Raw genomic sequence first — 25,862 nt, 5'->3', positions numbered from 1 at the left:
GCCCCACGCGGACAGGGCAGGGCTGGCACGCAGACGCGAAGAACCCCCGTCGGCATGCCGGCGGGGGTTCGAGGATCAGCGAGCGGTCAGCAGCAGATCAAGCGGTGGGACGGATGACGTCCGGCAGCACCACGTGCAGGCGCTCGGTCAGTCGCGCCTTCGCTTCGTCGAGGGAGCGGAAGTCCCCGACGTACTGGCCGAAGGTGTCGGCGACGAAGAAGTGGGTGCCCTGACGGTCGACGGTGCCGCCGTAGTAGCCGCCGTAGTTCGCGACCCACAGGCCGGTGTCGGCCTGCGCCCACGTGATGTGGACGGGGGCTGCCTGCACCGGAGCCACGACCTGGGCCTCGATCTCGGCGATGACCTCGATCGTCTGGGTGTCCAGGGTCACCTCGGCCTGCTGGCGGTGGGCGACGGTCGTGCTCATGGTGCTGCTCCTTCGTGCTGTGCTGCGTACTGGGTGGTGCCGGTGGTTCCGGGTGGTGCGGGCGTCGCGGTCGACGCCGGGGGTCTTGGTGTCCGCCGTCGTCACTCGACCGGCCGGATGACCGGCGGGAGCATGACGTGCAGCTGGTCCTCGAGCTTGGTCTGTGCCTCTTCGAGGGAGGCGAACTCGCCCACGACGAGTCCGAAGGTGTCGGAAGCCACGTAGCGGTCGTCCCGCTTGTCGACGCTGCCGCCGAAGTACCCGCCGTAACCGGCGATCCACTCGCCCTGGTCTTCCTGCACCCAGGTGACCTTGGCGCGCTTCGGGCGCGAGGAGAGCTCTGCGTCGGCTTCGAGGATCGCGATGGTGTCCACGGTCTCGGTGTCGAGGGTGACCTCGGCCTGCGTCGCGTTGTTCACGGTGATGCTCATGTCGCTCTCCTTCACGATCCGGGGTACATCTGCTGACACCAGAACGCTACGAGAACAGCCGCGGGGATCGCCAGCGAGGCCCGTGGATTCACGGGTTCCGTCAATGCGACCCATCGGCCAGCCCCGGATTTCCGGGCAGGTGCGTCGCATTTCCGGGGTACAGGGCCAGGATCGGGGTACTCGTTTTCCGGATCGACGCGATCGGGGGACGAAACGGTGCGGTCACCGGCCTGGAGGCGCGACTCGCTAGCGTCGGCGTGTGACCTCCGACAAGCCCCGCGTCGACGACCGCGCACCCGCCACCTGGCGCAGCCGTCGGTTCGCGACGGGGTTGGCCGTCGCCTACGGCGTCGCCCTGGCACTCGTCGGCTTCTGGGGCTCCCCCGTCGACGCTTCGGGCGGCCCGTGGCTCACCCGTGCACTCGCGGCCGCACACCGTCACGGGCTGCCGGACCGCATCGACTACGCCGCGGTCGAGTCGTTCGCGAACGTCGTGTACTTCGTGCCGCTCGGCCTGCTGGTGGTGCTGCTCGCCGGTGCACGGTGGTGGTGGGCCGCCATCGCCACGGGGCTCGTCGTCAGCGCGTGCATCGAGACCGGCCAGGCGCTGTTCCTGCCGGCCCGCACCGCGACCATCGACGACGTCGTCGCGAACGGCGTGGGGGCGCTCCTGGGGGCCGTGGCGGGCGTGCTGCTCCTCAGCCGTGCGGCCCGGCGTCGCTGACGACGATCCCCGCGCACGAAGAAGCCCCCGGAGCAGGTGCTCCGGGGGCTTCGTTCAGTGTGTCGAGACTCAGACGGACTCGCGCTGGCGGCGGACCGAGCCGCGGACCAGCAGGAGGCCACCACCGAGGACGACTGCGCCACCGGCGACCCAGAGGGCCAGGGCGGAGACGGTCGAACCCGTGAAGGCCAGCGTGCCGTCGGTGCCGTTGCCAGCGCCGGCGCCGGCTGCGGGAACCGCAGCAGCGTCAGCCGGGGCGACGGTGAAGGCCGCGAAGCCGACGACGCCCGAGGTGGCGCCGGTGGCGGTCAGGTTGTAGGTGCCCGAGGCGCCCTGGGGGAACGTGACCTTGACGTCGAGCGAACCATCCGAGGCGGCCGTGTAGGTCTTCGAGACGGTCGTGGTCGGCAGCGCGCCGAGCGTGACCGCACCGGCACCGGTGACCTGGACGTTGACGGTCTCGTTGTCCTGGAAGGCACCCGGCGTGAAGTTCACGGCCGCGGTGCCACCGGCGACGGCGCTGCCGGAGACGGAGACGTCGGAGTCAGGCGTGTAACCGGCGGCGTTGGCGACGGCCGGAGTGGCGAGCAGTGCGGCGCCAGCCAGCACCACCGCTGCGATGAGCTTCTTCATGAATGGTTCCCCTAAAGATCTGAATATCCAGACCCTGACACCCAGAGCCCGCTGTTCGCCGGTGGTTGACCCCAGCCAAAGAAATGGCGGTTGTGATGGCGATGTTGACTCAATCTAGCGGAGTTTCCCAGCTTGGTGCCAGATCACGTGGATTTTGGTCACTGGTCGACGTGTGTTCACCCTCGACATCGGCGGGACGAGCAGCGGCGCGGTCGCTCGATTCCGGCATCAACCGACCGAAAGCCCTGATGAGACGGCCTGAGCGACGCCACACACGTGCGCTGTGCGTGAGATCAAGAGTCTTTGCGCTCGAACAGGATCGTCCGGCGCCCCTCGGAGTGGGGGCAACGTGCCGGTTCGTTTTGCGGAGGTTCTGCCGTCACCGAGTGGCGAGTGGCTGCTGACAGTCGAACGTCAGGGGCTTCGTTTTCGTCTGCTGGACGCCTGGAGTGGAACTCGCCTGCACGGCTGCCTTCGCGTACTTCGCCTCGCCGAGGAAGGCCACCCGGAAGGTCAGGCTCTCGCCGGGGGCGAGCAGTGTCTGCAGTTGCGCGACCGGGTGCCCACCGTCGGTGGCCGTCTGCACCGCGGTCGTCTTGCCGTCCTTCGTCGCGCCCAGGAAGATCGCGTCCTCGGGCGCGTACGCGGCGAGCAGGGTCTTGATCTTGCCGGGGTCCACGCCGAAGTCGCCGCCACCGGTGACGTACCGCGGCAGGCTCGTCGCGGCATCGGCCGGCGCGGTGTTCTTGATCGTGATCTGCACGACGGACGTGGGGCGACCGTCCTTGCGGCACACCGAGCTGCCGACGGAGACGCTCTTGTCGAGGTAGTAGTCCATCTTCGCGCCGGTGCCGTCGTTCAGGTAGACGGCGAACTGGCTCGAGTCGGCGGTCGCCGTCGGGAGCTCACCGGCGACCGGGGTCCCACTGATCCTGCGCTGCTCGGCGTTGTCGGCGCTCCAGAGCCGCAGACGGCCCTCGTCCGAGCTCTGGGTCAGCGCAGACACGAACGCCTTCGTGTCGAACCCGCCCGACGAGATCTTCTCGAACACCGCGCCGGCGGCCGACGCGAAGAACGCGTCCTGCACCACCGGATCGGGGTACTTCGCGTAGACGTCGCTCAGCAGGAGCTTCACCGCGTTGTCGGACGTCAGGGTGTCACCGGTCGGCAGCTGCACCGGACCGGTCGCCTTGAGGATGTAGCTCAGCGTCACCGGGTCCATGGCGATGACCCCGTCGACCTGCTGCCCGAACTTCTGCTTCCACATCTCCCGCGCGAGCTTCGCCGAGACGTCGAACCGCGGCGTGAGGGTGACGTCCTGCATGTACTCGCCGGTGATGTTGCCGTAGAGCCCACGCGTGTCGGCGGTCAAGGGCAGGACTGGCTGGTCGTACGGCCCGAAGTCTCCGCTCGAGGCCTGCGCCGACAGATGCAGTGATCCGTCCTTCGCCTCGAGTTCCGCCACTGCGCCGGGGATCCCGCCTCCGGCTCGGAGTTCGGCGTTGTTCTGGAACAGCAGCAGGTAGTTCCGGTCCCCGTCGTGACCGAGCATGGCTGGCGCGAGCTGCACGATGCGGTTCGCTGCGACCGCCTGCTCGGAGGCAGTCGACAGCGCGTTCCGGAGCTGTCCCACGGCGGTGGTGACCGGCGACAGGGTTCCGCTGGTGTCGATCCGTGCCGCGTCGGTGCGCGCCTGCTCGAGCGTCTTGGTGGCCTTCGCGACCGCCGGCTGCGCATCCTCGATCGGCTGCAGGTCGATCCGGCCGTTCTTCGGCGCGAACGAGTCCGACCCGAGCTTCCCGACGACTCCGGCCACCGGGCTGACAGCATCGCGGGCCACATCATCGACGACGACCGACACGTCCCGCACGGCCCGCAGGTTGGTTCCGAAGAACGGCACAGCCTGCGCCGCACCCCAGACCGGGTCACCGGTCAGCGACCGAGCCGACGCGGCTTCGTCCTCCAGGTGGCGTGCGGTCTTCTGGGCAGCGCCGGTGTCGCCGCTCGTCAGCTGGGTCCGCAGCGTGTCGACGTCCCCGACGGCACGCTCCAGGTGCCCCTTCGCGAGCAGGCCACGCACACCGACCCACGCGACGGCGAGGATCAGCAGCAGGACAAGGGCGAGGACGACCCACAGGACGATCCGGGCCCTGGACCCCCGGCGTGCTGCAGTGCGTCGCGACTCGGGCTGGTCGGACATGAAGCGATCCTACGGTTCCGTGGGTCCAGCACCCATCACTTACGGACGGAATCCGCGTGTTCGCGGTACCAGTCGATGGTGCTGCGGAGCCCGTCTTCGAGCCCGATCTGCGCCGTCCACCCGGCTTCCGCCAGCTTCGACACGTCGAGCAGCTTCTGCGGCGTCCCGTCCGGCTTGCTGGTGTCCCAGACCGTCTCACCCTCGAAACCGACGATCTTGCCGATCGTCTCGGCGATCTCCTTGATGGTGACGTCCGAACCGGTCCCGACGTTGACCTGGTCAGGACCGTCGTAGTGCTCCATCAGGTGGAACACGGCAGCCGCCATGTCGTCGACGTGCAGGAACTCGCGGCGGGGCGACCCGGTCCCCCAGTTCTCCACCGTCGACGCACCGCTGCGGGCTGCCTCGTCGTACCGGCGGATGAGCGCCGGCAGCACGTGGGAGCCGGTCGGCGAGAAGTTGTCGCCCGGGCCGTAGAGGTTGGTCGGCATCGCCGAGATCCACCGACGACCGAACTGTCGGCGGACGGCCTGAACCTGCAGGATGCCGGCGATCTTGGCGATGGCGTACGCGTCGTTGGTGGGCTCCAGGTGGCCGGTGAGCAGCGCGTCCTCGTGGATCGGCTGCTCGGCCATCTTCGGGTAGATGCAGGAGGAGCCGAGGAACACGAGGCGCTCGACACCGTGCTCCACCGCGGCGTCCATCACGTTGACCTGGATCTGCAGGTTCTCGCTCAGGAAGTCGTGCGGGTAGGTGTTGTTCGCCATGATCCCGCCGACCTTCGCGGCGGCGAGCACGACGTGCTTCGGCTGCTGCTCCGCGAAGAACGCGAAGACGGCGCTGCGGTCCTTCAGGTCGAGCTCGGACGAGGTCCGCCCGACCAGGTCGGTGAATCCCTCCGACTCGAGCTTGCGGAGGACCGCCGAGCCGACCAGGCCGCGGTGCCCGGCGACGTACACGCGATCGGACCGGTCGATTGGACCGGGGGTGAAGTCGGTCGTGGACATCAGGAACCCCAGCTCTCGAGTCGGACTTTGTCGATCCACGGACGGCCTTCGTGCTCGAGCGCCGAGATGTCGGCGTCGACCATGATCCGTGCGAGTTCGGCGGTGTCGACCGTGGCCTCCCAGCCGAGCTTCTCCTTGGCCTTCGAGGCGTCACCGACGAGGGCGTCCACCTCGCTCGGCCGCAGGTAGCGCTCGTCGAACCGGACGTGGTCTTCCCAGTTGAGCCCGGCGTGGGAGAACGCCGTCGTCAGGAAGTCCTTGACGGTGAAGTCACCGCCGGTCGCCAGGACGAAGTCGTCCGGCTCGTCGACCTGCAGCATCCGCCACATGCCCTCGACGTACTCGGCGGCGTACCCCCAGTCGCGGACGGAGTCGAGGTTGCCGAGGTACATGTGGTCCTCGAGGCCGGCCTTGATCCGAGCGACGGCGCGGGTGATCTTGCGGGTGACGAACGTCTCACCGCGACGCGGCGACTCGTGGTTGAACAGGATGCCGTTCACCGCGAACATGCCGTAGGCCTCGCGGTAGTTCCGGGTCACCCAGTAGCTGTAGACCTTCGCTGCGCCGTACGGGGATCGCGGCCAGAACGGCGTCTCCTCGTTCTGCGGCGGCGGGGTGGCACCGAACATCTCGGACGAGGACGCCTGGTAGAAGCGCGTGTGGATGCCGGAGACGCGGACCGCCTCGAGCATGCGCATCGTGCCGACACCGGTGACGTCGCCGGTGTGCTCCGGCTCGTCGAACGACACCCGCACGTGCGACTGCGCGGCGAGGTTGTAGACCTCGTCGGGCTTCAGTTCGCTGAGCAGGCTGACGAGCCGCGCACCGTCACCGAGGTCCCCGTAGTGCAGGAACAACTTGGCATCGGGGTTGTGCGGGTCCACGTACAGGTGGTCGATCCGCGATGTGTTGAACGTGGACGCACGACGGATGAGTCCGTGCACCTCGTACCCCTTGCGGAGCAGCAGCTCGGCCAGGTAGGAGCCGTCCTGTCCGGTGATGCCCGTAATGAGTGCGCGCTTCGTCATGTCTCCCCAGCTCAGGCGCCAGCCCTCGGGGAACCGCCCCGAGACGTGGTTGGACGCAACAATTTTTCAGCATAACGGCTGCTCATGACTCAAGCGGCAGCGAGCTTGGCTCAGGCCGGACCTCGGAGCTCCAGCTGATCGCCGAAAGGCGCCAACCACGTCTCGGCGTAGGCGGACAGCTTTCCGTAGTTGTTGTCCGTAGCGATCACGCGGCGCCCCATCTGCAGCCCGATCAGCATCGCGTGCAGACGATCAGTGACGATTGTTTCCCCTCGCGACAGAAAGTGCACGCCACGCTGGAAGCGCCGTTCAGCCTTCGACATCCAGACTTCTGGAGTGTGTCGGAACACGGACTTGAGCGGCGGAAGTTGCTGGGTGCGGTTGGACCACCACCGGTGCCAATCGAGATCCCACGGATCCGCAGGCCAGTCCGGCCCTTCGGAGAGATGACCAGTCGACTCGCCATCGTTCCGGACGAGAGTCACCACGTCCGCTACCGGCGCGGGTGCCGGTATCTCGCCGAGCATGTGCACAGCGTCAGGACTGATCACGACCCCGGCCATCAGGCTCTCCACCGCCCGAGCCGACCGCTGGTCCCTGACAGCCAACCGGGTGTTCGGGCGCGCGCCGAACACCCGTGCAAAATCAGCCTCCGAAACCTCTGAGGAGAAATGAACGGTCTGAGGTTCCTGGATCAGCAACGTCTCCTGAGCGAGACCTTCAGCAAGACGGTACCGATGAAGATCGGCGTCGGGGTAGAGCCCGCCGATGTTTCCCCCGCCATGGATGGCGACCGGTGTCCTTGTCTGCAGAGTCGCTCGATCCAGCGTCGAACGGCTGCTGACCCTCGTCAGCACGATTCCAGCCTGGACCCAGAAACTGCGCTGGCCCAGCACGATCGCGGAGTCTCCGATGTTGGCATGGTCCGGAAAGTCGGTCAGCGTGACTTCCGCAACACCCGAATGCAGCTGAGACAGGCTCGAGAAAGTCTGCTGGCGCAGCGTCGCAACCGGGTTACTCACACATGAAGAGTGTCCGAAGCGTGCTGATACTTCAAGGATGCACAGCATCATTTGCCGATCGGTTCGCAAATTGAACGATCCCTGCGCGAACGAGCGGGTGATGGCACGACAGAGCAGGTCGCCGCTGTGCGAGCGTGACCAGGCAGGGTCACGAGCATCGATTCCCGATCGTGGCCTCCACAGTCAGACGGACCGCCGTGCCCTCGACGGTCAGACGAATCGCCGTGGCCTCACCAGGAACTCCACTACCATCACACCGAGCCCGCCCGCAGCACGCCTGAGCAGCACCTGGAAGCCATCGATGCGCTTGTCCGTCCTCATGCCCGCCCGGAATGCCGCCAAGACCATCAGGGCGAGCCTCGGATCGACGCTCCGCGCGCTTCCGAAGGACGCCGAGGTCCTCGTCCTTGACGACGCGAGCAGCGATCATACGGCGGCAATCGCGAGCGAGATGGAAGACGGGCGGGTAAAGGTACTCCGCTCGCCAACCCCCTCAGGGGTAGCAGGCGCTCTGAACGTATTGCTGGCGGACGCTCGGGGCGAGTTCGTGGCAAGAATGGACGCCGACGACATCGTTCTACCGGGAAGATTCAAGTCCCAGCTGAGCCGGTTCAACCGCCGTTTCGACCTCATCTTCGGCGGAGTGCTCCACTTCGGCGAGCGTGTCAAGGTCCCCTACCCATCGCCCCCGCTCACCATCGGACCCGACGCTTTTCCTTCGGCACTGCTGATCGACAATCCCGTCGCACATTCGACGATGATGGCACGCCGAGACCTCCTCTTGGAGATCGGGGGCTATCGAGAATGCCTTGCTGAAGACTACGATCTCTGGCTGCGTGCTGCAGCTCGAGGTGCGCGTATCTCCCGTTTCGCAGCACCAGTGACCGCACTGAGAAGGCACGCCGGCCAGGTGACGGCAGACAAAGGATGGGCGGAAAGGGCAAGCAACGAGCCCGAGTGGCAAGAGTCGTACGCAGCGCTGGCTGAGGCCACGGGTCAGGTTGCTGGAGATACCGAGCTGCTCGCCGAGGTGAACGCAGCGATGACCATCGGTGAGAAGCGCACGCTTCTCCTGCCCGGGATCATGCGCACCATGAAGGACTTCAGCGCGCGAGACGCCCTTGCGCTGAAGATCCTGATGAGGCGCGGTTGATCATTCCATCGCGAGACGGCGGCGGAACTGCAGCCGGGAGGCGACCCGCTTTGCCAGCAGGTGAGCCGGGCGCTCAACGAGCCGGAAGAAGATGTAAGCGACTGCAATAGAAACAGGGATGCAGACCAGTGGAGTCAACCACGCTAGGTCGACTGGCAGGAGCGTCCCGATGGTTACCACAATCGGGTCGTGCGTCAGGTAAAGGCTGAACGAGATCCTTCCGAACCACTGCACCACTGGTCGCTCCAGAAACGACCGAGCGCCCTGCCACCTGACGGCAGAGACAACGATTCCAAGTGCCGAAAGCAGCACGATCGGTAGCGTGACCGCGTCGCGAGCGGAGATCGGCGACCCAATCCACCACGTGCAGGTGATGCCGATGAGGCTCGCTCCCATGATCCACGGCCACCTGCGGTCAGTCGAGGCCTCGGCTCGGGACAGCACGGGTGCCAGGACCGCACCGATCAGGAACATCGGAAGGTAAATCAGCAGCCCCTTGTCCTGGATCAGCGTTCCGAAAGTGCTCAACGCAATAGCTCCGACCAGGAGCGGCACCCTCCACCGCGCAGAACGCAGGGCAACGAAGACATAGAGAGGGAGTAAGACTGAGAACGCCACTTCCCACCGCAACGACCACAGTGGCGGGTTCAGCCAATCTGGCGAGATCAATGTCGCGTTCCGAACCAAAGCGAAGAGGGAGGGCGCTTGATCGTGGTTCTCCATCCATGTCCCGCGTCCAACGGTGCCCGAACGAGGCACCGCCAGCGACAGGACGAGCGAGAAGAGCACGGCAACGACGACGGGCAGGTAGAGCCGAACCAGCCGTGACGGGTAGTACGCCTTCCAGTTGTAGCGCCTACGGAACGCGGGCAGCGTGAGCACGAGTCCGCTCAGGATGAAGAAGACGTAGACCGCCTCGGGGCCCGCCCAGACGAGATGGATTGGGGACGCGACCAGCCACGTCAGCGCCGCCGGCGCAGGCTTGTCGAAGTAGACATCACCGAGAGGTGCTACAGAGACGAATGAGTGGTGGATGAGAACGACCAGAGCAGCAATTCCACGAAGTCCATCCAACGCGCCAATCCTGTTGGCAAACTCTTCCACAGTGCGCGAGCCTACAACTCGCCGTCCTCGAATGCCAGCACGAAGCTCACGGATTTCCCAATTTCGCGCAGCTGGGGCTCCGGACAAACGAAGCCAAACGACGCTCGTAAAAGGCCTAGCGGCCCGCAGATGGAGTGAGCGTCTTTCTCGACGAGACCGCCACTCGCCCATCGACATCTTCGATCCTTCGCGGTGCGATGGCGAGAATGACCCCGGCCGACCACCAGAATGGCACCGCGCCGAACGGGGCTTCGAGGACAACCCCGAGTGACGCCACAGGCAGGATGGCGATGATCGTCATCGCTGCTGTCGCGACGACGTCATCTTGAGCGGCGACACGCAGCCGTCGGAACAGCGTGAAGACAAGTGAGAGCACCACCGCCGCAGCAAGAACCAGGCCGACTGCACCCATGCGGGCGTAGATACCGACGAAGTAGTTGTGCGGACTCCGAACGTTGTCGTAGGTCGTCCCCTCGAGGAACGACAGCGTGCCAGATTCCGTCAGGAAGTCGTTCCCGAATCCGCTGCCGATGATCTGTCGGGACGGAGATCCATTCGTCCAGGCGATCACCTGCGACCAGACCAACCGCCGCGCATTCTCCGTGCCCTTCGCACTCAACTGGCCTTGTGTGGTGGCCGCCGAGGTATCGATCGTGGCGATGATTCGCTGTCCCGCGCCGGTCAACGGCAGGACGAGCATGAGAACAGCGATAGCAATCGGCACGAGCATCTGGGAGAACAGGCGACGGCCGCTACGAGCAGGAGTGCTGACGTAGAAGATCAGGTAGGCGACGAACATCGATGCGACGACGCTGATCAACCCAGCGCGCGACTGCAGCGAGAAAACGTCGACCAGGGACACGACGATCGCCGAGATGGACCAGAAACGCTTGGACATGCGGAACGCGCGGAGCAAGAACGTTCCGGCCCCGATTCCGAGGATTGCCATGTCGATGTCCGGCCGAACTTGGAAGATCCCTGCAGCACCACCCGGAAGCGGGATGCCCGTGAACCCCGTGAAGATTGAAACGGTGGCCCAGACGAGATGGAAGGCCAATGCAATCCGGAAGATACGAGCGGTTCTGTCACGAGCGCTCTTCGTCGAGCGCGCGATCGATGCTGCACTGACGTAAGCAACGAAGACATAGAGGAACGGGGCCGAATCACGAATCCAGTCGCTGATCGGCTCGCCCTGTGTCAGCGCAAAGGCAACTCGGATGATGATGTAGCCGAAGAAGAGATGCACGGCGAGCCCGGGCTGGTCGCGAGCGAACAGGTCGTCGCGCAACTGCTGGCCCCGAATGTGTCGCGAGATGAACCACTGCGCCAGCCCGAGGAACAGGAGAACATCGGTCAAGAAGAGCGGGGGGACGCCGATGTAGGATCCCCAGCGACTCGCCGCGAGGATCAACGCCACGGCACTCGTACCGACGACGACTCGGGTCGACTGGCGCTGGAAGTCCCCCGAAGCCATGTGGGAAAGCTAGCACGCTCGGTGCATCCTTCGGCCCTCCGACGGAAGGAAGACTCTGCCATCCGCCGCAAGAGGCGAGGTCCCGAATGCGCTCCCCGCCAGGACTTACCTTCGGCTCAGAGAGGGGCATCACTCTCAGCTGAGTTGGCCGAGGGCGCCGAGCGCCACCCCTAGCGCGACCGTGAGCAAGAGACTCAGGCCGACAGCTCGATACGGAGTTGCGCGGCCACACCCGAACGCGAGGAGCACGAGGAGTAGGAGCTCCCGTCCGAGGTAGACCCATGCCGCTGATTCGACGCTGTGCGCTGCAGCAACGGCGATCGGGATCGCCAGAACGACGCCCACTGCCTTGATCGGAGTCCCCCAAGCGAGTCTCCCGCGAGCCATCAGAACAGGCGCGAGCGACCATGTGATCGTCGTCACCAGGATGCTGAGTGAAGCGGGGTAGACAGCATCGAGCGGCTTCGTCCAGGCCGGACCGAGGAACGGGCGCAGGATGAATTCCGTACCGACGTTGAGCACCACGACCAGGGCAGCCGACAAGAGGGCAGCCCTCACGAGGAGCGCGTTGGCTGCGCCCCTCACTTCGTCGACACCATCGGCTTTGTCGAGCCGGACTCGGAGCACGTTGGCTGTGGAAGAGGACACTGCGTCGCCCGGGTTACGTGCCACCGCCATCGCCAGATTGTACGAACCGAGCGCAGCCGTGCCAGCAATCGCACCGAGCAAGATGCGATCAGCTTGCCCTTGTAGCCAACCGAGGATGAAGAATCCGGACGAGTGCCGGAACTCCTTGGTGAGGGTAGTACCTGTGCCCAGGGCCTGAACGTGAGCCGGCAAGCCCAACCGGGCGGCAGCCCGGTGAGCAAGTACCGCAAACAGGAGCTCCGCGAGCAGAACCTGCAGCGACGCAGCACCGAGGCTACGCGTGAGAAAAAGCATCGGGACGGACACGATGAGCGAGAGACCGGAAACCAGGAGTTGCAGGTTTGCCAGGCGGCGCCATTGATCGCCCCGTTGCAGGAATCCGAGCGGGATGATCGAGTAGGAATTTGCAATCGGCACGGCTACGAGCGGGAGGAGCGCGAAGATCTGGGTATGCAGGTCTTCGGGGAAGATGATCCAGAGAAGCCCGATGGTGACCAGCATTGCGATGACTCCGCCGATGCTCGCCCACCTCCGGTATCGAAGGAGGAATTGGTACGAGTCCCTGTTCGCCAGACTCGGCACAACGACCTGGCGGATCGCGCCGTCAAGGGCCGAGTAGTAGAAGGTGAGGACGAGCATCGGCCAGGCGTAAAGCCCGATGACGACCGGCGCCACGTACTGCGCGAGCAACACCATCAACAGGGCGCTGGCAAGCCTCGGAAACACACGCTCGATGAGCGACCAGATCAAACTGCGCATCGATCAGCTCGCTGAGGTCGAGATCGCAGTACCCGCTTCGGTCACGCCGACGGCGCCAAGCCACTTGTCCCCGCCCTCTCGGACATTGCGCCGTTCCTCGAAGAACCGCCGAGCGCGGACTCCGTACTCCTGCACTGCATCGTGATCTGACACGAGCTTCGAGACGGCCATCGAGATGAGCGATTCGGATCCAGACGGTGCCACGAGCCCGGCGTCCGCGGCGAGAACGTCTCGAGCTGCTTGCCCGGAACCTGAGCCGAGGTAGAGCACTCCTCGCCCGGCCGCCATAGCGGCGTACACCTTCGACGGAACGCATGTGCCCGTAGCGCTCTCAGCGAGTGATACGACGTGGATGTCGGCACCTGCGTACGCGTCCTCCAGCTCCGATTCGTCCACAAAACCACCGATCCGGACGTTGCTGGCCGGAGTGCCCGCCAAGTAGACAGCAACACGATCGACCTCGCTCCCGGAGCCGTTGATCGAGAGTTCGACATCACGCCGGTTCGCTACGGCTCTCACCAAGGGCAGGAGCGGGTGAAGGTCGCGGGCAGAACCTGAGTAGAGGAGCTGCAGGGGTCCGCTGCGATCGCCGACCGGCGTTGCAGCCATATCGCGGTGCCACAGCGGGATTGTGCTCACGTTGCCACCGGTGACCGCGGAGAGAACGTCTGCCATGCACTCTCCGATCGTGACGACCTTCCCACTGGTTCTGAGCGCTGCGCGCTCGAGGGCAGCCCTGGCCTTCGAGAGAGGCCCGCCTTGATCACTCGTCAGTCGGTAGAGGTCCATGACCCAGGCGACATCCGTCACCTGCCCACGACCGAGACGTCGTGCCAGAGCTCCGACGAACGGGATCCCCGACGGCACATCGACGGTGATGACGGCGCGGATTGCGCGCCTGCGAACCGAGATGAATCTCGCCGCAGATCCGAGAAAACGGAGCTCTGACAAGAGACGCCTCGCCTTCGCGACGACGTTGCCGCCGGAGAGCACGATTCGCTCTGGCGGGATCCCGATGACAGCGACTCTCTCGCCACGCCGACGCAGTTCACCCGCCAAGTCCTGAACGACCTTTGCTACTGCGTCGCGCTCCGACGCTGCATAGCCGTAGGCAACAACGACGAGGTCGTTGTGAGAGCGGTGCACGGTGCTCATCGGCTCACGCTCCTCGCTGGGTTCCCGACGACGGTGTCCCCGTCGGGCACGTCCCGGACGACGACCGCGCCAGCTCCGACCTTGGCGCTCCGCCCCACGGTCACCGCACCGATGATCAGCGCTGCGGCTCCGACGTCAACCCCATCGCGAATGAAGGGCGCCCCCTCGCCCGGTCGCTTGTGCCCGATCACGACGCCGTTACGTAGAGTCACTCCCGAACCGATCAGCGCGTGATCGTTCACCACCAAGCCGGTTCCGTGGAAGATCGTCAGTCCAGGTCCCACCATCGTCTTCGGACGGAGTTCGATCCCGAGCACGAATTCGGTGGCGAGGCGGTAGAAGATCACCGCGGGCAACGATCTCATTCGCGGTCGAATGCGACTCCGCATCAAGAATTGGCAAGCGCGCAGCCCGGTGAGCACGAGTTGTGACTTGACATCACCACGGTTGGCCCGCAGGTCGGCGCGCAGTGTCCGGCGGAAGCCTGCAAACGACTCGAACGGCAGCAACGCGGCCTGCGCCTCCGCGGTTCCATCTCCCGTAACTAGTTCGTCCGTCACCATGCCGCTACTTCCTCACGCTCGAGATCACACTTGCCCAGCCAGCGCGGAATGCGTCCCGCGAATGCTGCTCGTCGAAGGTTCGCCGAGCGCCTTCGGCAAGTCGATCCGACGTCGAGGCATCGCCGGTGATGCTCTGAACAGCGGAGGACACGGAGTCGACGTTAGCCGTCGCGACCAGGCGCCCGTTGAAGTCATCGTCAACGAGCTCACCAATCGCGCCCAGATCCGACGCGACAACCGGCACACCGACGCTGAACGCCTCGATGATCGTCAGCGGTTGCGCCTCGAAGCGGTACCGAGACGGGAACACCAGCACCTCTGCCGATGCCAGTGCAGCCCATTTCTCTTCGCCGAAGAGCGGTCCACGGAACGCGATCCGGTCGGACAACCCGACTCGAGCGACGCGGTCGCGGAGCGAGGCAGTCACAGCCTCGTCGACCGTCGGGCCGACCAGCGAGAACATTTCCTGTCCAGGGCCAGCGGAGATCTTGATCGCCGTCTCCACGAAGATGTCAGCACCCTTCTCTTCGAGGAGGTTGGACAGGAAGATGACGTGCCCGCGTCGTCGCGGCGCGTGTTTCGCCGGGGGCGTCTCAACGGTGTTCTTGATGATCGCAATGGACCCCGTCGGGACGAAGTCGACGATGTCGGCCACCAGGGATTCTCCGAGGCAGACAGTGACCTTGCCACCTCCGAGCAATCGACTCACAAGGAAGCGCCACACTTTGCCGCGCTGGGCAAGTTCGCTGTACCCCCTCGTGTGGACGTAGTTGACAGTCGGGACACGGAACAGCCGGAGCAACTCGCCGAGAAAGACATCCACGAGGAATGAGAACGGCCGGTTCGTGCAGAAGAACACACAAGCACCTGGGCGCTGGAACAGCGCGATCAGGAGTCTTCCGGCAAGGGCCGGAGCCGCGCTGATCTTCCGAAGTGACACCGAACCGACCTCACCGATGTCCCGGCTGAAGCGCCTGTCAACGAGGACGGGCGTCTCCCCGAGCTCGCGGAGTACCTCGAGGAGGATCTTGGTGATCAACGTCGAGCCGTGCATCGGCGGCGGTACCTGACTGATCACGACGATCCGGTGACCCGACCTCATCAGCGGTTCCTGATCACGGCCGCGAGGAAGACAAAGTTGCCGATGAGGTACCGCCGCCAAAGCCGCTTGGGCTCCGACAAGAGACGGAACACCCACTCCACGCCGAGAGCGGTCATCCACTTCGGTGCTTCACGCTTCGTACCCGCGGTGAAGTCGAACGCAGCGCCGACAGCGCACGCGACAATCGTCAGCGACTCGGCGAGGCGACGGACCTCGAGATCCTGTTTCGGCGTTCCGAGACCGACCCACACGATGTCGGCCCGTGCGTCCCGGATCAGCTCATCCTGAGCGAGGACTTCTCCCGGCGTCAAGGGTCGGAAGGGTGGGCTGTACACCCCGGCGATGATCACCCCGGGATGCCGAGCCTCCAGATTCCGTTGCAACCTGACCAACAGGTCCTCTGACCCGCCAAGAAGAAAGTGTCGGACGCGGGACGCCCGGCCCTGATCCATGACGTCGTGGAAGAACTGTGGACCACGGACCTGCGAGAGCCGGCGCTTGGACAGTCGCGTCACCCAGCTGAGCGGTTTGCCGTCGGGGAGGTTGTACGCCTCTCCTGAAAGTGACTCGCGGAAGACCCCATCGCTCTGAGCAAGAGCAATCGAGTAGGCATTGACGAGATGGACCGCGGCACCGGTCGGCGGATCAGACTTCGCCGCCCGGATCACAGCGGATGCAGCCACAACGGGCGTGGCAGCGACGATCGGAAGGCCACCGAGTCGACGCCGAGGTAGTGCTTCCAGAAGGGGCGCTGCGTGAGCGGTCATGACGATCTTCCTTGTGCGGTGAGGGGGGATCCGGACGACCTGGCGTGGTCAGTAGGCGCCGCGCGAAGCGACGACCGCTTTGGCCGTCCGCCAGAGGACCACGAGGTCACCCGTGATCGACCAGTTCTCCACGTAGTACAGATCGAGCCGCACCGAATCCTCCCACGACAGGTCGGACCGGCCGCTCACCTGCCACAGGCCGGTCATGCCGGGCTTGACGAGGAACCGACGGTGGACGTGTGTGTCGTAGCGGGCGACCTCGCGCGCCAGCGGCGGTCGGGGCCCGACCAGGGACATGCTGCCGGCCAGGACGTTGAACAGCTGCGGCACCTCGTCCAGGCTGTAGCGGCGCATGAACCCGCCGACACGGGTCACCCGGGGATCGTTCCGCATCTTGAACAGGACGTCGTTCCCCTCGGCCCGGTCGAGTGCGCTGAGCTCCTGCAGCCGTTCCTCGGCGTCGACGACCATCGACCGGAACTTGATCATCCGGAAGGCGCTGCCGTTCAGACCGACGCGCTCCTGGTGGAAGAAGACCGGACCGGTCGAGGTCGTCTTCACCAGCACGGCGAGCACGAGCAGCAGCGGCGACAGGACGACGACGAGCAGGCCTGCGCCGATCAGGTCGAAGGCACGCTTCGTGTAGAGCTTGCGCCCCGAGTACGTCGGCGTCTCGACGTGGATGAGCGGCAGCCCCTGCACCGGTCGGGTGTGGATGCGCGGGCCACCGATGTCGGTCAAGCTCGGCGCGACGACCAGGTGCTGCCGCCCCGGCTCGAGCGACCAGCTGAGCTCGCGGACGCGCTCCGGCGGCAGGTCGTCGGAGCTCGTGATCACGACGGTGTCGGCGCCGGTCTCACGCAGCGCGGAGCCGACGTCGTCGAAGCCGCCGTGGCTCTGGATGCTCGAACCCGCCAGCAGGCCGCGGTGGTTCGTCGACACGACGGCGCCGACCACGCGGTAGCCGGCTTCGGGGGAACGCGCGAGCTCGCGGCCGATGTGCAGCACGCTGGCAGGGGAGCCGACGAGCAGCACCGTCGCCGAGTAGGCACCGTGTTGGCGCTGGGCGACCAACCACTGCCGCCAGATCCACCGGGAGAGCAGCAGGACGAGGATTCCGATGGGGAACGCGATGAGCACGTACCCGCGAGCCAGGTCGACGTGCAGCAGGAACGCTGCGATCGCGAGCAGGCCGAACACCCGGACGCTGGAGTCCGCGACGAGCCGGTACTCGGTGCTCCCCACGCCGATGACGCGTGCGCCGCGGGTGTCGTACAGGGCGAGCGCGCTCATCCACACGACGATCACGACGATGGAGATCGAGAAGTAGCTCAGCCGCAGGTCGGCGGTGTTCGTCGCCAGGTTCGACTTCAGCCCGAGCCAGGCGATCTGCACACCGAACACGACCCAGATCAGGGCCAGCAGGTCGGTGAAGAGCACACGGCGTGAGTAGCTCCGGCTCCACTCGTCCGTCGCGCCGATCGGTCGCGGTGCGCGCAGTGCGTCCGCTGTCACGGTCGCCGTCCGGTCACCACGTCGCGCCACCGTCCGACGAGACCCGGACGGTCGTGCCGTCCCACAGCCACACGTCCTGCCCGGCGCGGTCGATGGTGACGGTGTTGTCGGTGTCGGCTCCGTCGGCGCAGCCGATCGGCGTGGTGGACGACGACGGCGTCACGTCGGAAGCGGACATGGTCTCGATCTGCACGCCGTCGCACGACGCTGCGCCGACACGGGCGAGCGTGTACTCCCCGCCGTCGACGCCGACCGAGCGCACGCCGCCCAGCGGCACGTCGACCCACGCTGCCTCGCCGGTCCGCCACTCGAGCTGGCCGTCGCAGATGACGACCGAGGTCTTGTCGCCCTGGAACGCGTCGATGGGGTCTGCGCAGGGCGCCTGGACGGTCCCGCTCGCGAGCACGACGCCGTCGGTGCTGATGCCGGCGCCGGCGGCGCCGGGCGCACCGGCTGCCCACGTCACACCGGCGTCGGTGCTGGTCCGCGCGGTCGCGGTGCAGTCGTCGCCGACGCCCGCCAGGATCGAGAGCTCCGCACTGGAGGCCCGGATCGCCATGAGCGATCCGACATCCGTCCCGAGTCCCACCTTGACCCACGTCGCCCCGCCGTCCACGGAGTGTTCCAGCACCGGCCGCGGGCCGCCGCACGATCCGCCGGACGCGCGCCATGCCTCCTGGCCGTCGACGGCTGCCAACAGGCGCCGGCCCTGTTGCTTGGTCCCTGCGGCGTCCGCGTCAGCGGTCGCGCTGGCCCGCGGGGACTCGCTCGCGTGCGGCATCCGTGTGAAGGTCGGGATCGGACCGGCGGGTCCGTTCTGTTCGGGCGCGGTGCGGCCCAGGGCGAGCGAGACGAGCACGACGTCGATGATGATCAGCGCCACCACCACGACGGCCACCACGATCAGGGTGGTCTTCGGCAGCGCACGACCGAGGCCCCGGGTCCCCCGGCGATTCTTCATCGTCCGCCGCTCCGCTCAGCGTCCGGCGCGGCGGAGCACGCCGAGCTTCTTGCTGGCACGCTTCGGCGGGTGCGTCGACGTGGTCACGGTGTTGTCGTCCTCGTCGTGGCCGTAGCTGTACCCGTAGCCGTACCGGCCGTGGCCGTAGGCGCCCGGGCCCTTCAGCGGCATCTTCGTCAGGACGAACCCGGAGATCGGTGCGCCGACGTTCGCGAGCGAAGCGACGGCAGCGGCGAGCTGGCCCTTCAGGGTCTGCCCGGAGGCGACGGCGATGATCGCACCGGACGCCTTCTTGGCCAGGATCGCGGCGTCGGTGACCGGCAGCAGCGGCGGGGCGTCGAACAGGACGTAGTCGAACTGCTGCTCGAGCAGGTCGATCAGGTCCTGCATCGCCCGCGAGCCGAGCAGCTCGGACGGGTTCGGCGGGATCTGGCCCGCGGGCAGGACGACGAGCTTGCCGCGGCCCCAGGGGTGGGCGACGTCCTCCAGGTCGGCGCGACCGATCAGCACGTCGGTCAGCCCGGCGTTGCTCTCGACGTCCATGTACTCGGCGACGCGGGGGCGGCGCAGGTCGGCGTCGATCAGGATGACGCGGAACCCGGCGCTGTCCAGGGCGATCGCCAGGTTCGCGACGGTGGTGCTCTTGCCCTCGGACTGCATCGACGACGTCATGACGAAGGTGCGGGCACCGGTGCCGATGTCCAGGAACTGCAGGTTCGTGCGGAGCGTGCGGAACGACTCGGCGCGGGGGCTGCGCGGATCGACCTGCACGATGAGCGGGCGTTCGGCCGCCTTGGCGTCGAAGGCGATCCCGCCGACGACCGGCTTGTCGCTGATCTTCTCGACGTCGAGTTCGGTGCGGATCCGGTTGTCCAGGGTCTCGCGCAGGACGGAGATGCCGATGCCCAGTGCGAGCCCGACGAGCAACCCGAGCGCGACGTTGACGGGCACGTTCGGGCTGACCGGCGTGCTCGGCACGTCGGCCTGCTTGACGCGGGTGAGCTTGACGGTGCTCTTGCCGCTCGCGTCGGTGGCCTCGATGTCCTGCACGACGTTGGTCAGGCTCTGCGAGGTCGCGTTCGCGATGTTCGCGGCCTGCACCGGGTCGGTGCCCTCGACCGAGATGGCGATGAGCGTCGTGCTCGTCGGCGCCGTCGCCGACACCATCGTCGCGAGCTGGTCGGCGTTCATGTCGAGCTTGAGCGACGAGATCACCGGCAGCAGCACGATCGGCGTCGACACCAGGTTGGAGTACGTCAGCACCCGCTGCTGGGTGAACGTGTTGCCCTGCGCTAGGTCACTGGCGCTGCCCGACGTCTCGGTGGAGACGAAGACCTGCGCCGATGCCGAGTAGACCGGCTTCTTCAGCAGGGAGAACCCTGCGGCTGCGGCCACTCCCACCAGGGCGAGTACGACGATCAGTACCCATCCCTTGCGGAGCACCGTGATGTAGTCGCGGAGTTCCACGCCTTTGCCTTCCCCGATCATGGCCGTCCCCGTGGTCCCGACACAGGCGCACCGGGGTACTCCCAGCACACGGCATACAAATAGTGCCACAGGAACGAGTCCTGCCCGGGGGAAGTCGCCATCCGGCGCGCGGTGTCCTCTACGGTGGCCCCATGCGTTCCGAGCCGGCCCAGACCGCGACCACGCCGAGCGTGCGGCGGCAGCGGGACCTCATCGTCATCCTCGTCGCGCTCGGCGTCGCCGTGATCCTGACCCGGATCGTCGGACAGGTCACCCGGACTGGGGGCATCCCGTCGCCGGTCCTGCAGGTGCTCGCCGCGGACGCCGCCGTGTGGGTGCCGCTCGTCATCGCCGCCGCCGTGGTGCTCCGTCGGACCCCGCGGTCGGCGATGCTGTCACGGCTGCGGCTCGACCTGGGGATCGTGGTCTTCGCGATCGGCATCGTGATCATCTGCCGCGTGGTGGACGTGTTCCTGTCCCTGTCGTTCACGGGGACGACCGGCCTGGTCCCAGCACCGACCCTCGGCACGCCGGACGTCGGGCTGCTGCTCGTGTCGGCGATCGGCATCGTCGTCGTCAGCCCGGTGCTCGAGGAAACGGTGTTCCGCGGGCTGTTCCAGCGCCGACTGGCCGCCGAGCTCACGCCCCGCACCCGGTTCCTCGCGGTGCTGGTCACGGCGCTCCTGTTCGCGCTGCTCCACCTGCTGCTCGGAGCCGGTGGCACGACGCTCGGCGGGTTCCAGGTGTTCGTGACGACGTTCCTGCTCGGCGTCCTCACCGGCACGCTCGTGGCGATGACCGACCGCATCGGCGGTGCGATCCTGGCGCACGTGCTCTTCAACGCGGTCGCGGTCGTCGCGACCTGGCCGCGCTGATCGGCCACGCTGGCGTCCCCAGAAGGGGTCAGCACCGGTCGTCGGCCGTCGCGGAGCACTAACCTGCACTGAGCATGACTCGCCCAACCAGCATCGTCGACAACCCCCTCGTCCGTCAGGCTCCGATCAGCGGCCTGCTGGCGCTGTCGGCGCTGCTCAGCATCGTGATGCCGTCGCTGCCGATCACGGCCCACCACCTGTTCGTGGCGAGTCTGGTGTGCACGGTGGTCGCGACCCTGATGAGCGCCGTCCCCGCGCTCGTGCACGGCGCCGCCTGGCTGGTGCCGGTCCTGCTCACCGTCGACTTCGTGACGATCGCGCTGCTGCGCACCGGGACGGGCTCCGGCTCGTCGCTGTTCACGGCGATCGTGGTGCTCCCCGTGGTCTGGTGGGCGTCGCTCGAGGGCCGTCGCACCGTGCTCTTCGCGATCGCGGGCATCGTGCTCGTGATCCTCGCGCCCTACGTCCTGACCCCGTCCGACGCGCCCGGCCCGAGTGAACTCGTCCGTCTGGGCATCCTCGTCGTCGTGTTCGGCACCGTCGCCGTCGTCGTGCACGAGCTCTCCCGCCGGGCCCGACGCAGTCTGCGGTCCGCCGAGGCACGCGAGGGCAAGGTCCGTGCCGAGATCGACCGGGCAGCCGCGGTGCAGCGTTCCCTGCTCCCGACGACGACGGGCCGCATCACCGAGGACGTCGTCGTCGCCGGTGCCTGCCTGCCCGCCCGGAGCGTCGGCGGGGACTTCTTCGACTGGTACCCGACCAACAGCGGCGTGGCGGTGAGTCTCGGCGACGTCATGGGCAAGGGCGTCGGTGCCGGCCTGATCGCCGCAGCGGTCCGGTCGACGCTCCGGAGCGCCCGGACGGTCGACGACCCGGCCGAGGCGCTGAAGCGGGCGTCCGACGGCCTGAGCGCCGAGGGCATCGGGCCCGACCTGGCCTTCACCACGCTGTTCCACGCCCGGATCTCCGACGACGGCACCCTCCGGTGGTCCGACGCCGGGCACGGGCTGAGCTTCGTGCTGCGGGCCGACGGGCACGTCGACCGACTCCGGTCCGGCGACATGCCGCTCGGGCTCGGCATCCGCGAGGAGTGGGTGACGGCTGAGAGCACCCTGGAGCCGGGCGACCTGCTCGTCTCGTTCAGCGACGGCGTGCTCGACCTGTACGAGGGGCTCGAGGAGACCATCGAGGCGGTGGCCGAGATCGCGCGCGCCGGACGTGACCCGCACGCGGTCGTGCTCGCCCTGTCGGCCCGCGCCGACGAGGTGCCGCACGACGACGACGTGACGGTGATCGCGATCCGTCGGCAGCCGGTCCAGGTGGACTCGGCACGACCGCTCGCGCTGCACGCCGACTGACGGCGGGTCCCTGGAGGCGTGAGGCGGGCCGCGGGCCGCGGGCCGCGGGACGGGGTGGTACGCGCCGCCGCTCGAACCCGAATCGTGCGGCGACGCGTGCAGACGGTGCGTCTGCCCTCGGACGCCCTAGCGTCCTCGGTCTGTGGGGTGACCCGTCGGGCCACCGGGCGGGTCAGTGGACCAGGTCGAGCTCCCACACGGGCGGCACGTACGCGCGGGACCAGCCCTCGCGCAGGCGCGTCACGGCGCGGTCGAAGGCTTCGAGCAGGTCCATCTCCGGCCGCACCATGGACTGCAGCTGCAGCCCCTCGTAGGTCGCGAGCAGCTGCTCCGAGCCGCGAGCCGGCTCCATCGTGCCCGGCTCGGGCGACGCCGCGATGTTCAGCGTCGCCGTCAGGAACCGCATGAGCGAAGGGTCCGCCACGATCGCGCGCAGGAACCGGACGGTGCCGTGCTGCTCGGCCAGGGGCATGAGCGGCACGGTGCGCTCCTCGTTCCACCGGTCGATCGTCGCGAGCAGCAGACCGTCCCAGCTCGGGAACGTGCGTGCCACGACATCGAGGTCCACCCCGGCCGCCGCCGCGACGACCTCGGGGGTCACCTCGTGCAGGGGCCGGGACCGCAGCGCCGTGATCATCCCGAGGATGGCCTCGCCCCGCAGGGAGGGGTCGTCGGGGCTGGTCACCGGCGGCGTCTCGATGTGCATCCAGACACTGCACCAGCCCGTGGCCGCTGCGACCAGTCCCCCGAACGGGAACGTGCGTTCCCCGGACAGGGGCCGAACGCCCTGGTCTCGACGGGTCGCGTGGGTCATACTCGGCCCATGCAGTGGGGACGGATCGCACCGGTCGTGGCACTCGTCGTGGTGCTCGGCGGCACCCTGGCCGGCTGCGCCACCGAGACGAGCGGCGACGACGACGCCGGCCCCACGGGTCCGAGCACGCAGGCCGGGCCGCTGCAGTCCGGGTTCTGCGCCGACTACGTCCCGCTGAAGACCTCGGCCGAGCGCCGCGACGCCGCCGACCTGGTCGTCGACGCCGACGTCACCAAGACCGACCGGACCGTCGAGCTCCAGGGGATCTACGACGTGTACGAGGCGACGGTCACCGACGTCCCGAAGGGCGACGAGGACGCCTCGGGTCCGAAGCCGGGCGACACGATCCAGGTGATCAGCACCTCGGACCAGTGCGAGACGAGCGGCGAACCGGTCGAGTACCTCGAAGGGGACCCCCTCGCCGACGAGGGCACCTTCCGCCTGTACCTCTCCCCCGCCGACGACGCCGGGGACGCCGGGGACGCCGGGGACGCCGGGGACGCCGCCGTCTGGCGACTCGTCGTCCCCGGCGCCGCCGAGCCGCAGCCCGCCGGCTGACACCGCATCCTGCAGGCTGACACCGCAACCTGCAGGCTGAGGCAGCAGCCAGCTGACACCGGGTCGGCTACGGCTGCTCCGGCACCGTCACGATCCGGTTCTGGTACGCCCACACCACGGCCTGCAGCCGCGACCGCACCCCGAGCTTCGGCAGCATCCGCGCCAGGTGCGACTTGACGGTCGACACCTCGAGCACGAGCGCCACCGCGATCTCCTCGTTCGACATCCCCTGCGCCAGCAGCAGCAGGACCTCGCGCTCGCGGGCGGTCAGCACGCCGTCGGCCCGGTCGCCGGACACCGGCTGCAGGCTCCGCCGTGACACGAACTCCCGCAGCACCCGCCGGGTCAGGGCCTGGTCGAGCGTGCCGTTGCCGGCGGCGACCTGCCGCACGGCGTCGACGATGGTGTCCGGCTCGGCGTCCTTGAGCAGGAAGCCCGAGGCACCGGCCTCGAGCGCCCCGAACACGTAGTCGTCCAGGTCGAACGTCGTCAGCATGAGCGCCGGGATCGCCGGATCGGCGTCCGGTGCGCAGAAGATCCGCGCGAGTTCGATGCCGTTCATCACCGGCATCCGGATGTCCAGGCAGGCGACGTCGGGTCGCGTCTCGCGCGCCAGCGCGAGCGCCTCGCCGCCGTCGGCGGCCACGCCGACCACCTCGATGTCCGGCTCCGCGCCGAGCAGCGCGGACACCCCGGCGCGGACCAGGGGCTGGTCGTCCGCGACCAGCACGCGGATCACGCGACCACCCCGGCGCCGCCGGCGGCCTGCGTGGGTGCGGCAGGTGCCTCCCGGCCGAGCGCCAGCTCCACCAGCCATCCGCCGGTCGCGGTCGGGCCGGCCTGGAGGCGCGCCCCGACCAGGTCCGCCCGCTCGCGCATCCCCCGCAGGCCGTTGCCGCCCGAGGGAGAGGTCCCCGCTGCCGGCACGGTGGCCGGTGCGTTCTCCACCCGGATCACCACCCGGGTCGCGTCGCGGTCGTCGATGGTGACGGTGCACGGGGCGGACGGGGCGTGCAGGGCGGCGTTGGCCAGTGCCTCCTGGACGGTGCGGTAGGCGGCGAGCTGCGCGAGCGGGCCGACGCCGTCAGCGAGCGGCCGGTCACCCGGCAGCACGTCGAGCCGGACGTCGCTGCGGAACCGGGCTCGTTCGGCCAGGTCGACGATCCCGGCGACCGTCTCGACCGCACGCTCGGCGGGGGCGTCGTCGCGGAGCAGGCCGACCAGGCGGCGGAGGTCCTCGAGCACGGCGGTGCTCTGCTCCCGCACCTGGCGGGCACCCTCGTGGGCACGCTCCGGGTCCGCGTCGATCTGCCGGTCGATGACCGCTGCCATCAGTGCGATCCCGGACAGGTGGTGCGCGGCGATGTCGTGGAGTTCGCGGGCCATCGCGGCACGCTCACGGGACACGGCGGCGTCGACCAGGGCGTCCTGCTCACGGTCCACGGCGCTGGCCTCGGCCGTGCGGGCGACGCGGACCTCGCGGCGGGACTGCACGAGCAGGGTGACCAGCAGGGGCAGGCCGACCGCGCCGATCGCCTGCAGCACGCCCTGCCCGAGCGAGCCGGACACGGCGGTCGTGGCGTCACCGGCGGTCGTGGCGTCACCGGCGAGCGCGAGCACCACGTTGCCGGCTGCCACCAGGGCGGCGGCGACCACGAGTGTCGGCCAGAGGTGAGCCAGCGCCACGCGGAGTGCGGCGACGACGACGCCGACGAGCACCGGCAGGGCGGTCAGGCCGAACAGGTCGGACGACTGCGGGGCGAGCGCGGCGACGAGCACCGGGAGTGCGGCGACCACGATCAGCGCGGTGCGGGGTGCCCGGCGGGTGGCGAGCAGGGCGGCGGACTGGGCCAGCAGGCCGAGGGCCAGGATGGTCCAGGCGGCGGAGAACACTGCGGGGACCCCCAGCGCCAGGGCGGGGCCGTCCGGTTCCAGGCTGTCCAGGGGCGGCAGGCCGAGCAGCAGCCCGAGGGCGACGACGGCCGTGCCGAGGGCGACGAGGACGTCGACGCGGCCGGCGCGCTGGGCGGGTCGGGGCGACTGCGCGGGCTGGGCGGGCTGCGTGGGCTGGGCCGGCTGGGCTGGCTGCGCGGGCTTGGCCGGCCCAGCCCACGCAG

25 protein-coding genes are annotated in these 25,862 nt (G+C 67.9%); 5 read left to right on the top strand and 20 right to left on the bottom strand.

The annotated features are described in order from the left end of the window. Window positions 1–97: 97 nt before the first annotated feature. Window positions 98–427, bottom strand: a complete 330-nt coding sequence (locus tag BOSE127_RS11780) for a hypothetical protein (protein WP_214519769.1) — start codon at window positions 425–427, stop codon at window positions 98–100. 101 nt (window positions 428–528) lie between these two features. Further along, entirely contained in the window at window positions 529–858 is a 330-nt protein-coding gene (locus tag BOSE127_RS11775; RefSeq protein ID WP_056069418.1) for a hypothetical protein, read from the bottom strand. Window positions 859–1,117: 259 nt separating this feature from the next. Between BOSE127_RS11775 and BOSE127_RS11770 the strand changes: the two genes are divergently transcribed. After that, the gene (locus BOSE127_RS11770) at window positions 1,118–1,582 is read left to right on the top strand and encodes a VanZ family protein (protein ID WP_017886289.1); all 465 of its coding nucleotides are present in this window, start codon (window positions 1,118–1,120) and stop codon (window positions 1,580–1,582) included. 69 nt (window positions 1,583–1,651) lie between these two features. Here BOSE127_RS11770 and BOSE127_RS11765 read toward each other — a convergent pair whose 3' ends face one another. The 5 genes from BOSE127_RS11765 to BOSE127_RS11745 form a co-directional block, all read right to left on the bottom strand. Further along, window positions 1,652–2,215: a hypothetical protein gene (locus BOSE127_RS11765; RefSeq protein ID WP_017886290.1), complete on the bottom strand. Its 564-nt coding sequence runs from the start codon at window positions 2,213–2,215 to the stop codon at window positions 1,652–1,654. A gap of 379 nt (window positions 2,216–2,594) precedes the next feature. Continuing rightward, entirely contained in the window at window positions 2,595–4,415 is a 1,821-nt protein-coding gene (locus BOSE127_RS11760) for a DUF4012 domain-containing protein (protein WP_017886291.1), read from the bottom strand. 35 nt (window positions 4,416–4,450) lie between these two features. Next, complete coding sequence (locus BOSE127_RS11755) at window positions 4,451–5,422, bottom strand: GDP-L-fucose synthase family protein (RefSeq protein WP_017886292.1); 972 nt, start codon at window positions 5,420–5,422, stop codon at window positions 4,451–4,453. Then, a complete protein-coding gene (gene gmd, locus BOSE127_RS11750; protein WP_159557310.1) occupies window positions 5,422–6,450 on the bottom strand; it encodes a GDP-mannose 4,6-dehydratase in 1,029 nt (342 codons plus the stop codon). Before gmd ends, BOSE127_RS11755 begins: the two co-directional genes overlap by 1 nt. 110 nt (window positions 6,451–6,560) lie before the next feature. Then, entirely contained in the window at window positions 6,561–7,472 is a 912-nt protein-coding gene (locus BOSE127_RS11745; RefSeq protein WP_159557308.1) for a polysaccharide pyruvyl transferase family protein, read from the bottom strand. Between the two features lie 307 nt (window positions 7,473–7,779). Here BOSE127_RS11745 and BOSE127_RS11740 point away from each other — a divergent pair, with 307 nt between their 5' ends. Beyond that, entirely contained in the window at window positions 7,780–8,625 is an 846-nt protein-coding gene (locus BOSE127_RS11740) for a glycosyltransferase family 2 protein (RefSeq protein WP_159557306.1), read from the top strand. On the opposite strand, the gene BOSE127_RS11735 is transcribed toward BOSE127_RS11740, so the two are convergent. From BOSE127_RS11735 to BOSE127_RS11690, 10 genes are all read right to left on the bottom strand, one after another. Further along, window positions 8,626–9,729: an acyltransferase family protein gene (locus BOSE127_RS11735; protein WP_159557304.1), complete on the bottom strand. Its 1,104-nt coding sequence runs from the start codon at window positions 9,727–9,729 to the stop codon at window positions 8,626–8,628. It abuts the gene before it with no gap. Between the two features lie 115 nt (window positions 9,730–9,844). Beyond that, a complete protein-coding gene (locus BOSE127_RS11730) occupies window positions 9,845–11,146 on the bottom strand; it encodes an O-antigen ligase family protein (protein ID WP_159557302.1) in 1,302 nt (433 codons plus the stop codon). Between the two features lie 192 nt (window positions 11,147–11,338). Next, on the bottom strand, window positions 11,339–12,610 hold the full coding sequence (locus BOSE127_RS11725; RefSeq protein WP_159557300.1) for an oligosaccharide flippase family protein: 1,272 nt from the start codon (window positions 12,608–12,610) through the stop codon (window positions 11,339–11,341). 3 nt (window positions 12,611–12,613) lie between these two features. Then, the gene (locus tag BOSE127_RS11720; RefSeq protein WP_159557298.1) at window positions 12,614–13,765 is read right to left on the bottom strand and encodes a glycosyltransferase; all 1,152 of its coding nucleotides are present in this window, start codon (window positions 13,763–13,765) and stop codon (window positions 12,614–12,616) included. Beyond that, the gene (locus tag BOSE127_RS11715) at window positions 13,762–14,328 is read right to left on the bottom strand and encodes a serine O-acetyltransferase (protein WP_159557296.1); all 567 of its coding nucleotides are present in this window, start codon (window positions 14,326–14,328) and stop codon (window positions 13,762–13,764) included. Before BOSE127_RS11715 ends, BOSE127_RS11720 begins: the two co-directional genes overlap by 4 nt. A gap of 4 nt (window positions 14,329–14,332) precedes the next feature. Then, window positions 14,333–15,367, bottom strand: coding sequence for a glycosyltransferase family 4 protein (locus tag BOSE127_RS11710; protein ID WP_159557294.1), 1,035 nt, complete (start codon window positions 15,365–15,367; stop codon window positions 14,333–14,335). Between the two features lie 62 nt (window positions 15,368–15,429). Next, entirely contained in the window at window positions 15,430–16,197 is a 768-nt protein-coding gene (locus BOSE127_RS11705; protein WP_159557292.1) for a WecB/TagA/CpsF family glycosyltransferase, read from the bottom strand. 48 nt (window positions 16,198–16,245) lie between these two features. Next, window positions 16,246–17,742 (bottom strand): sugar transferase, encoded by a 1,497-nt coding sequence (locus tag BOSE127_RS11700; protein WP_159557290.1) that lies wholly within the window; start codon window positions 17,740–17,742, stop codon window positions 16,246–16,248. Next, window positions 17,726–18,673, bottom strand: coding sequence for a hypothetical protein (locus BOSE127_RS11695; protein ID WP_017886306.1), 948 nt, complete (start codon window positions 18,671–18,673; stop codon window positions 17,726–17,728). Before BOSE127_RS11695 ends, BOSE127_RS11700 begins: the two co-directional genes overlap by 17 nt. 15 nt (window positions 18,674–18,688) lie before the next feature. Beyond that, window positions 18,689–20,140 (bottom strand): polysaccharide biosynthesis tyrosine autokinase, encoded by a 1,452-nt coding sequence (locus tag BOSE127_RS11690; protein ID WP_056069424.1) that lies wholly within the window; start codon window positions 20,138–20,140, stop codon window positions 18,689–18,691. Between the two features lie 152 nt (window positions 20,141–20,292). Here BOSE127_RS11690 and BOSE127_RS11685 point away from each other — a divergent pair, with 152 nt between their 5' ends. Together BOSE127_RS11685 and BOSE127_RS11680 are read left to right on the top strand one after the other, a co-directional pair. Beyond that, window positions 20,293–21,015, top strand: coding sequence for a CPBP family intramembrane glutamic endopeptidase (locus tag BOSE127_RS11685; RefSeq protein WP_159557288.1), 723 nt, complete (start codon window positions 20,293–20,295; stop codon window positions 21,013–21,015). A 74-nt stretch (window positions 21,016–21,089) separates the two neighbouring features. Continuing rightward, complete coding sequence (locus tag BOSE127_RS11680; protein ID WP_071250510.1) at window positions 21,090–22,373, top strand: PP2C family protein-serine/threonine phosphatase; 1,284 nt, start codon at window positions 21,090–21,092, stop codon at window positions 22,371–22,373. A gap of 172 nt (window positions 22,374–22,545) precedes the next feature. On the opposite strand, the gene BOSE127_RS11675 is transcribed toward BOSE127_RS11680, so the two are convergent. Then, the gene (locus BOSE127_RS11675) at window positions 22,546–23,079 is read right to left on the bottom strand and encodes a hypothetical protein (RefSeq protein WP_159557286.1); all 534 of its coding nucleotides are present in this window, start codon (window positions 23,077–23,079) and stop codon (window positions 22,546–22,548) included. Window positions 23,080–23,196: 117 nt separating this feature from the next. Here BOSE127_RS11675 and BOSE127_RS11670 point away from each other — a divergent pair, with 117 nt between their 5' ends. Next, window positions 23,197–23,745, top strand: a complete 549-nt coding sequence (locus BOSE127_RS11670; RefSeq protein ID WP_159557284.1) for a hypothetical protein — start codon at window positions 23,197–23,199, stop codon at window positions 23,743–23,745. A 67-nt stretch (window positions 23,746–23,812) separates the two neighbouring features. On the opposite strand, the gene BOSE127_RS11665 is transcribed toward BOSE127_RS11670, so the two are convergent. Together BOSE127_RS11665 and BOSE127_RS11660 are read right to left on the bottom strand one after the other, a co-directional pair. Then, on the bottom strand, window positions 23,813–24,484 hold the full coding sequence (locus BOSE127_RS11665) for a response regulator (RefSeq protein WP_017886312.1): 672 nt from the start codon (window positions 24,482–24,484) through the stop codon (window positions 23,813–23,815). Continuing rightward, window positions 24,481–25,862, bottom strand: a 1,382-nt coding sequence (locus tag BOSE127_RS11660; protein ID WP_159557282.1) for a sensor histidine kinase, incomplete at its 5' end; no start/stop codon positions are given. The genes BOSE127_RS11660 and BOSE127_RS11665, both read right to left, overlap by 4 nt.

Source organism: Curtobacterium sp. 8I-2, assembly GCF_902506155.1.
GTDB classification, from domain to species: domain Bacteria; phylum Actinomycetota; class Actinomycetes; order Actinomycetales; family Microbacteriaceae; genus Curtobacterium; species Curtobacterium poinsettiae.
This window is presented reverse-complemented; position numbering and strand designations above follow the sequence as displayed.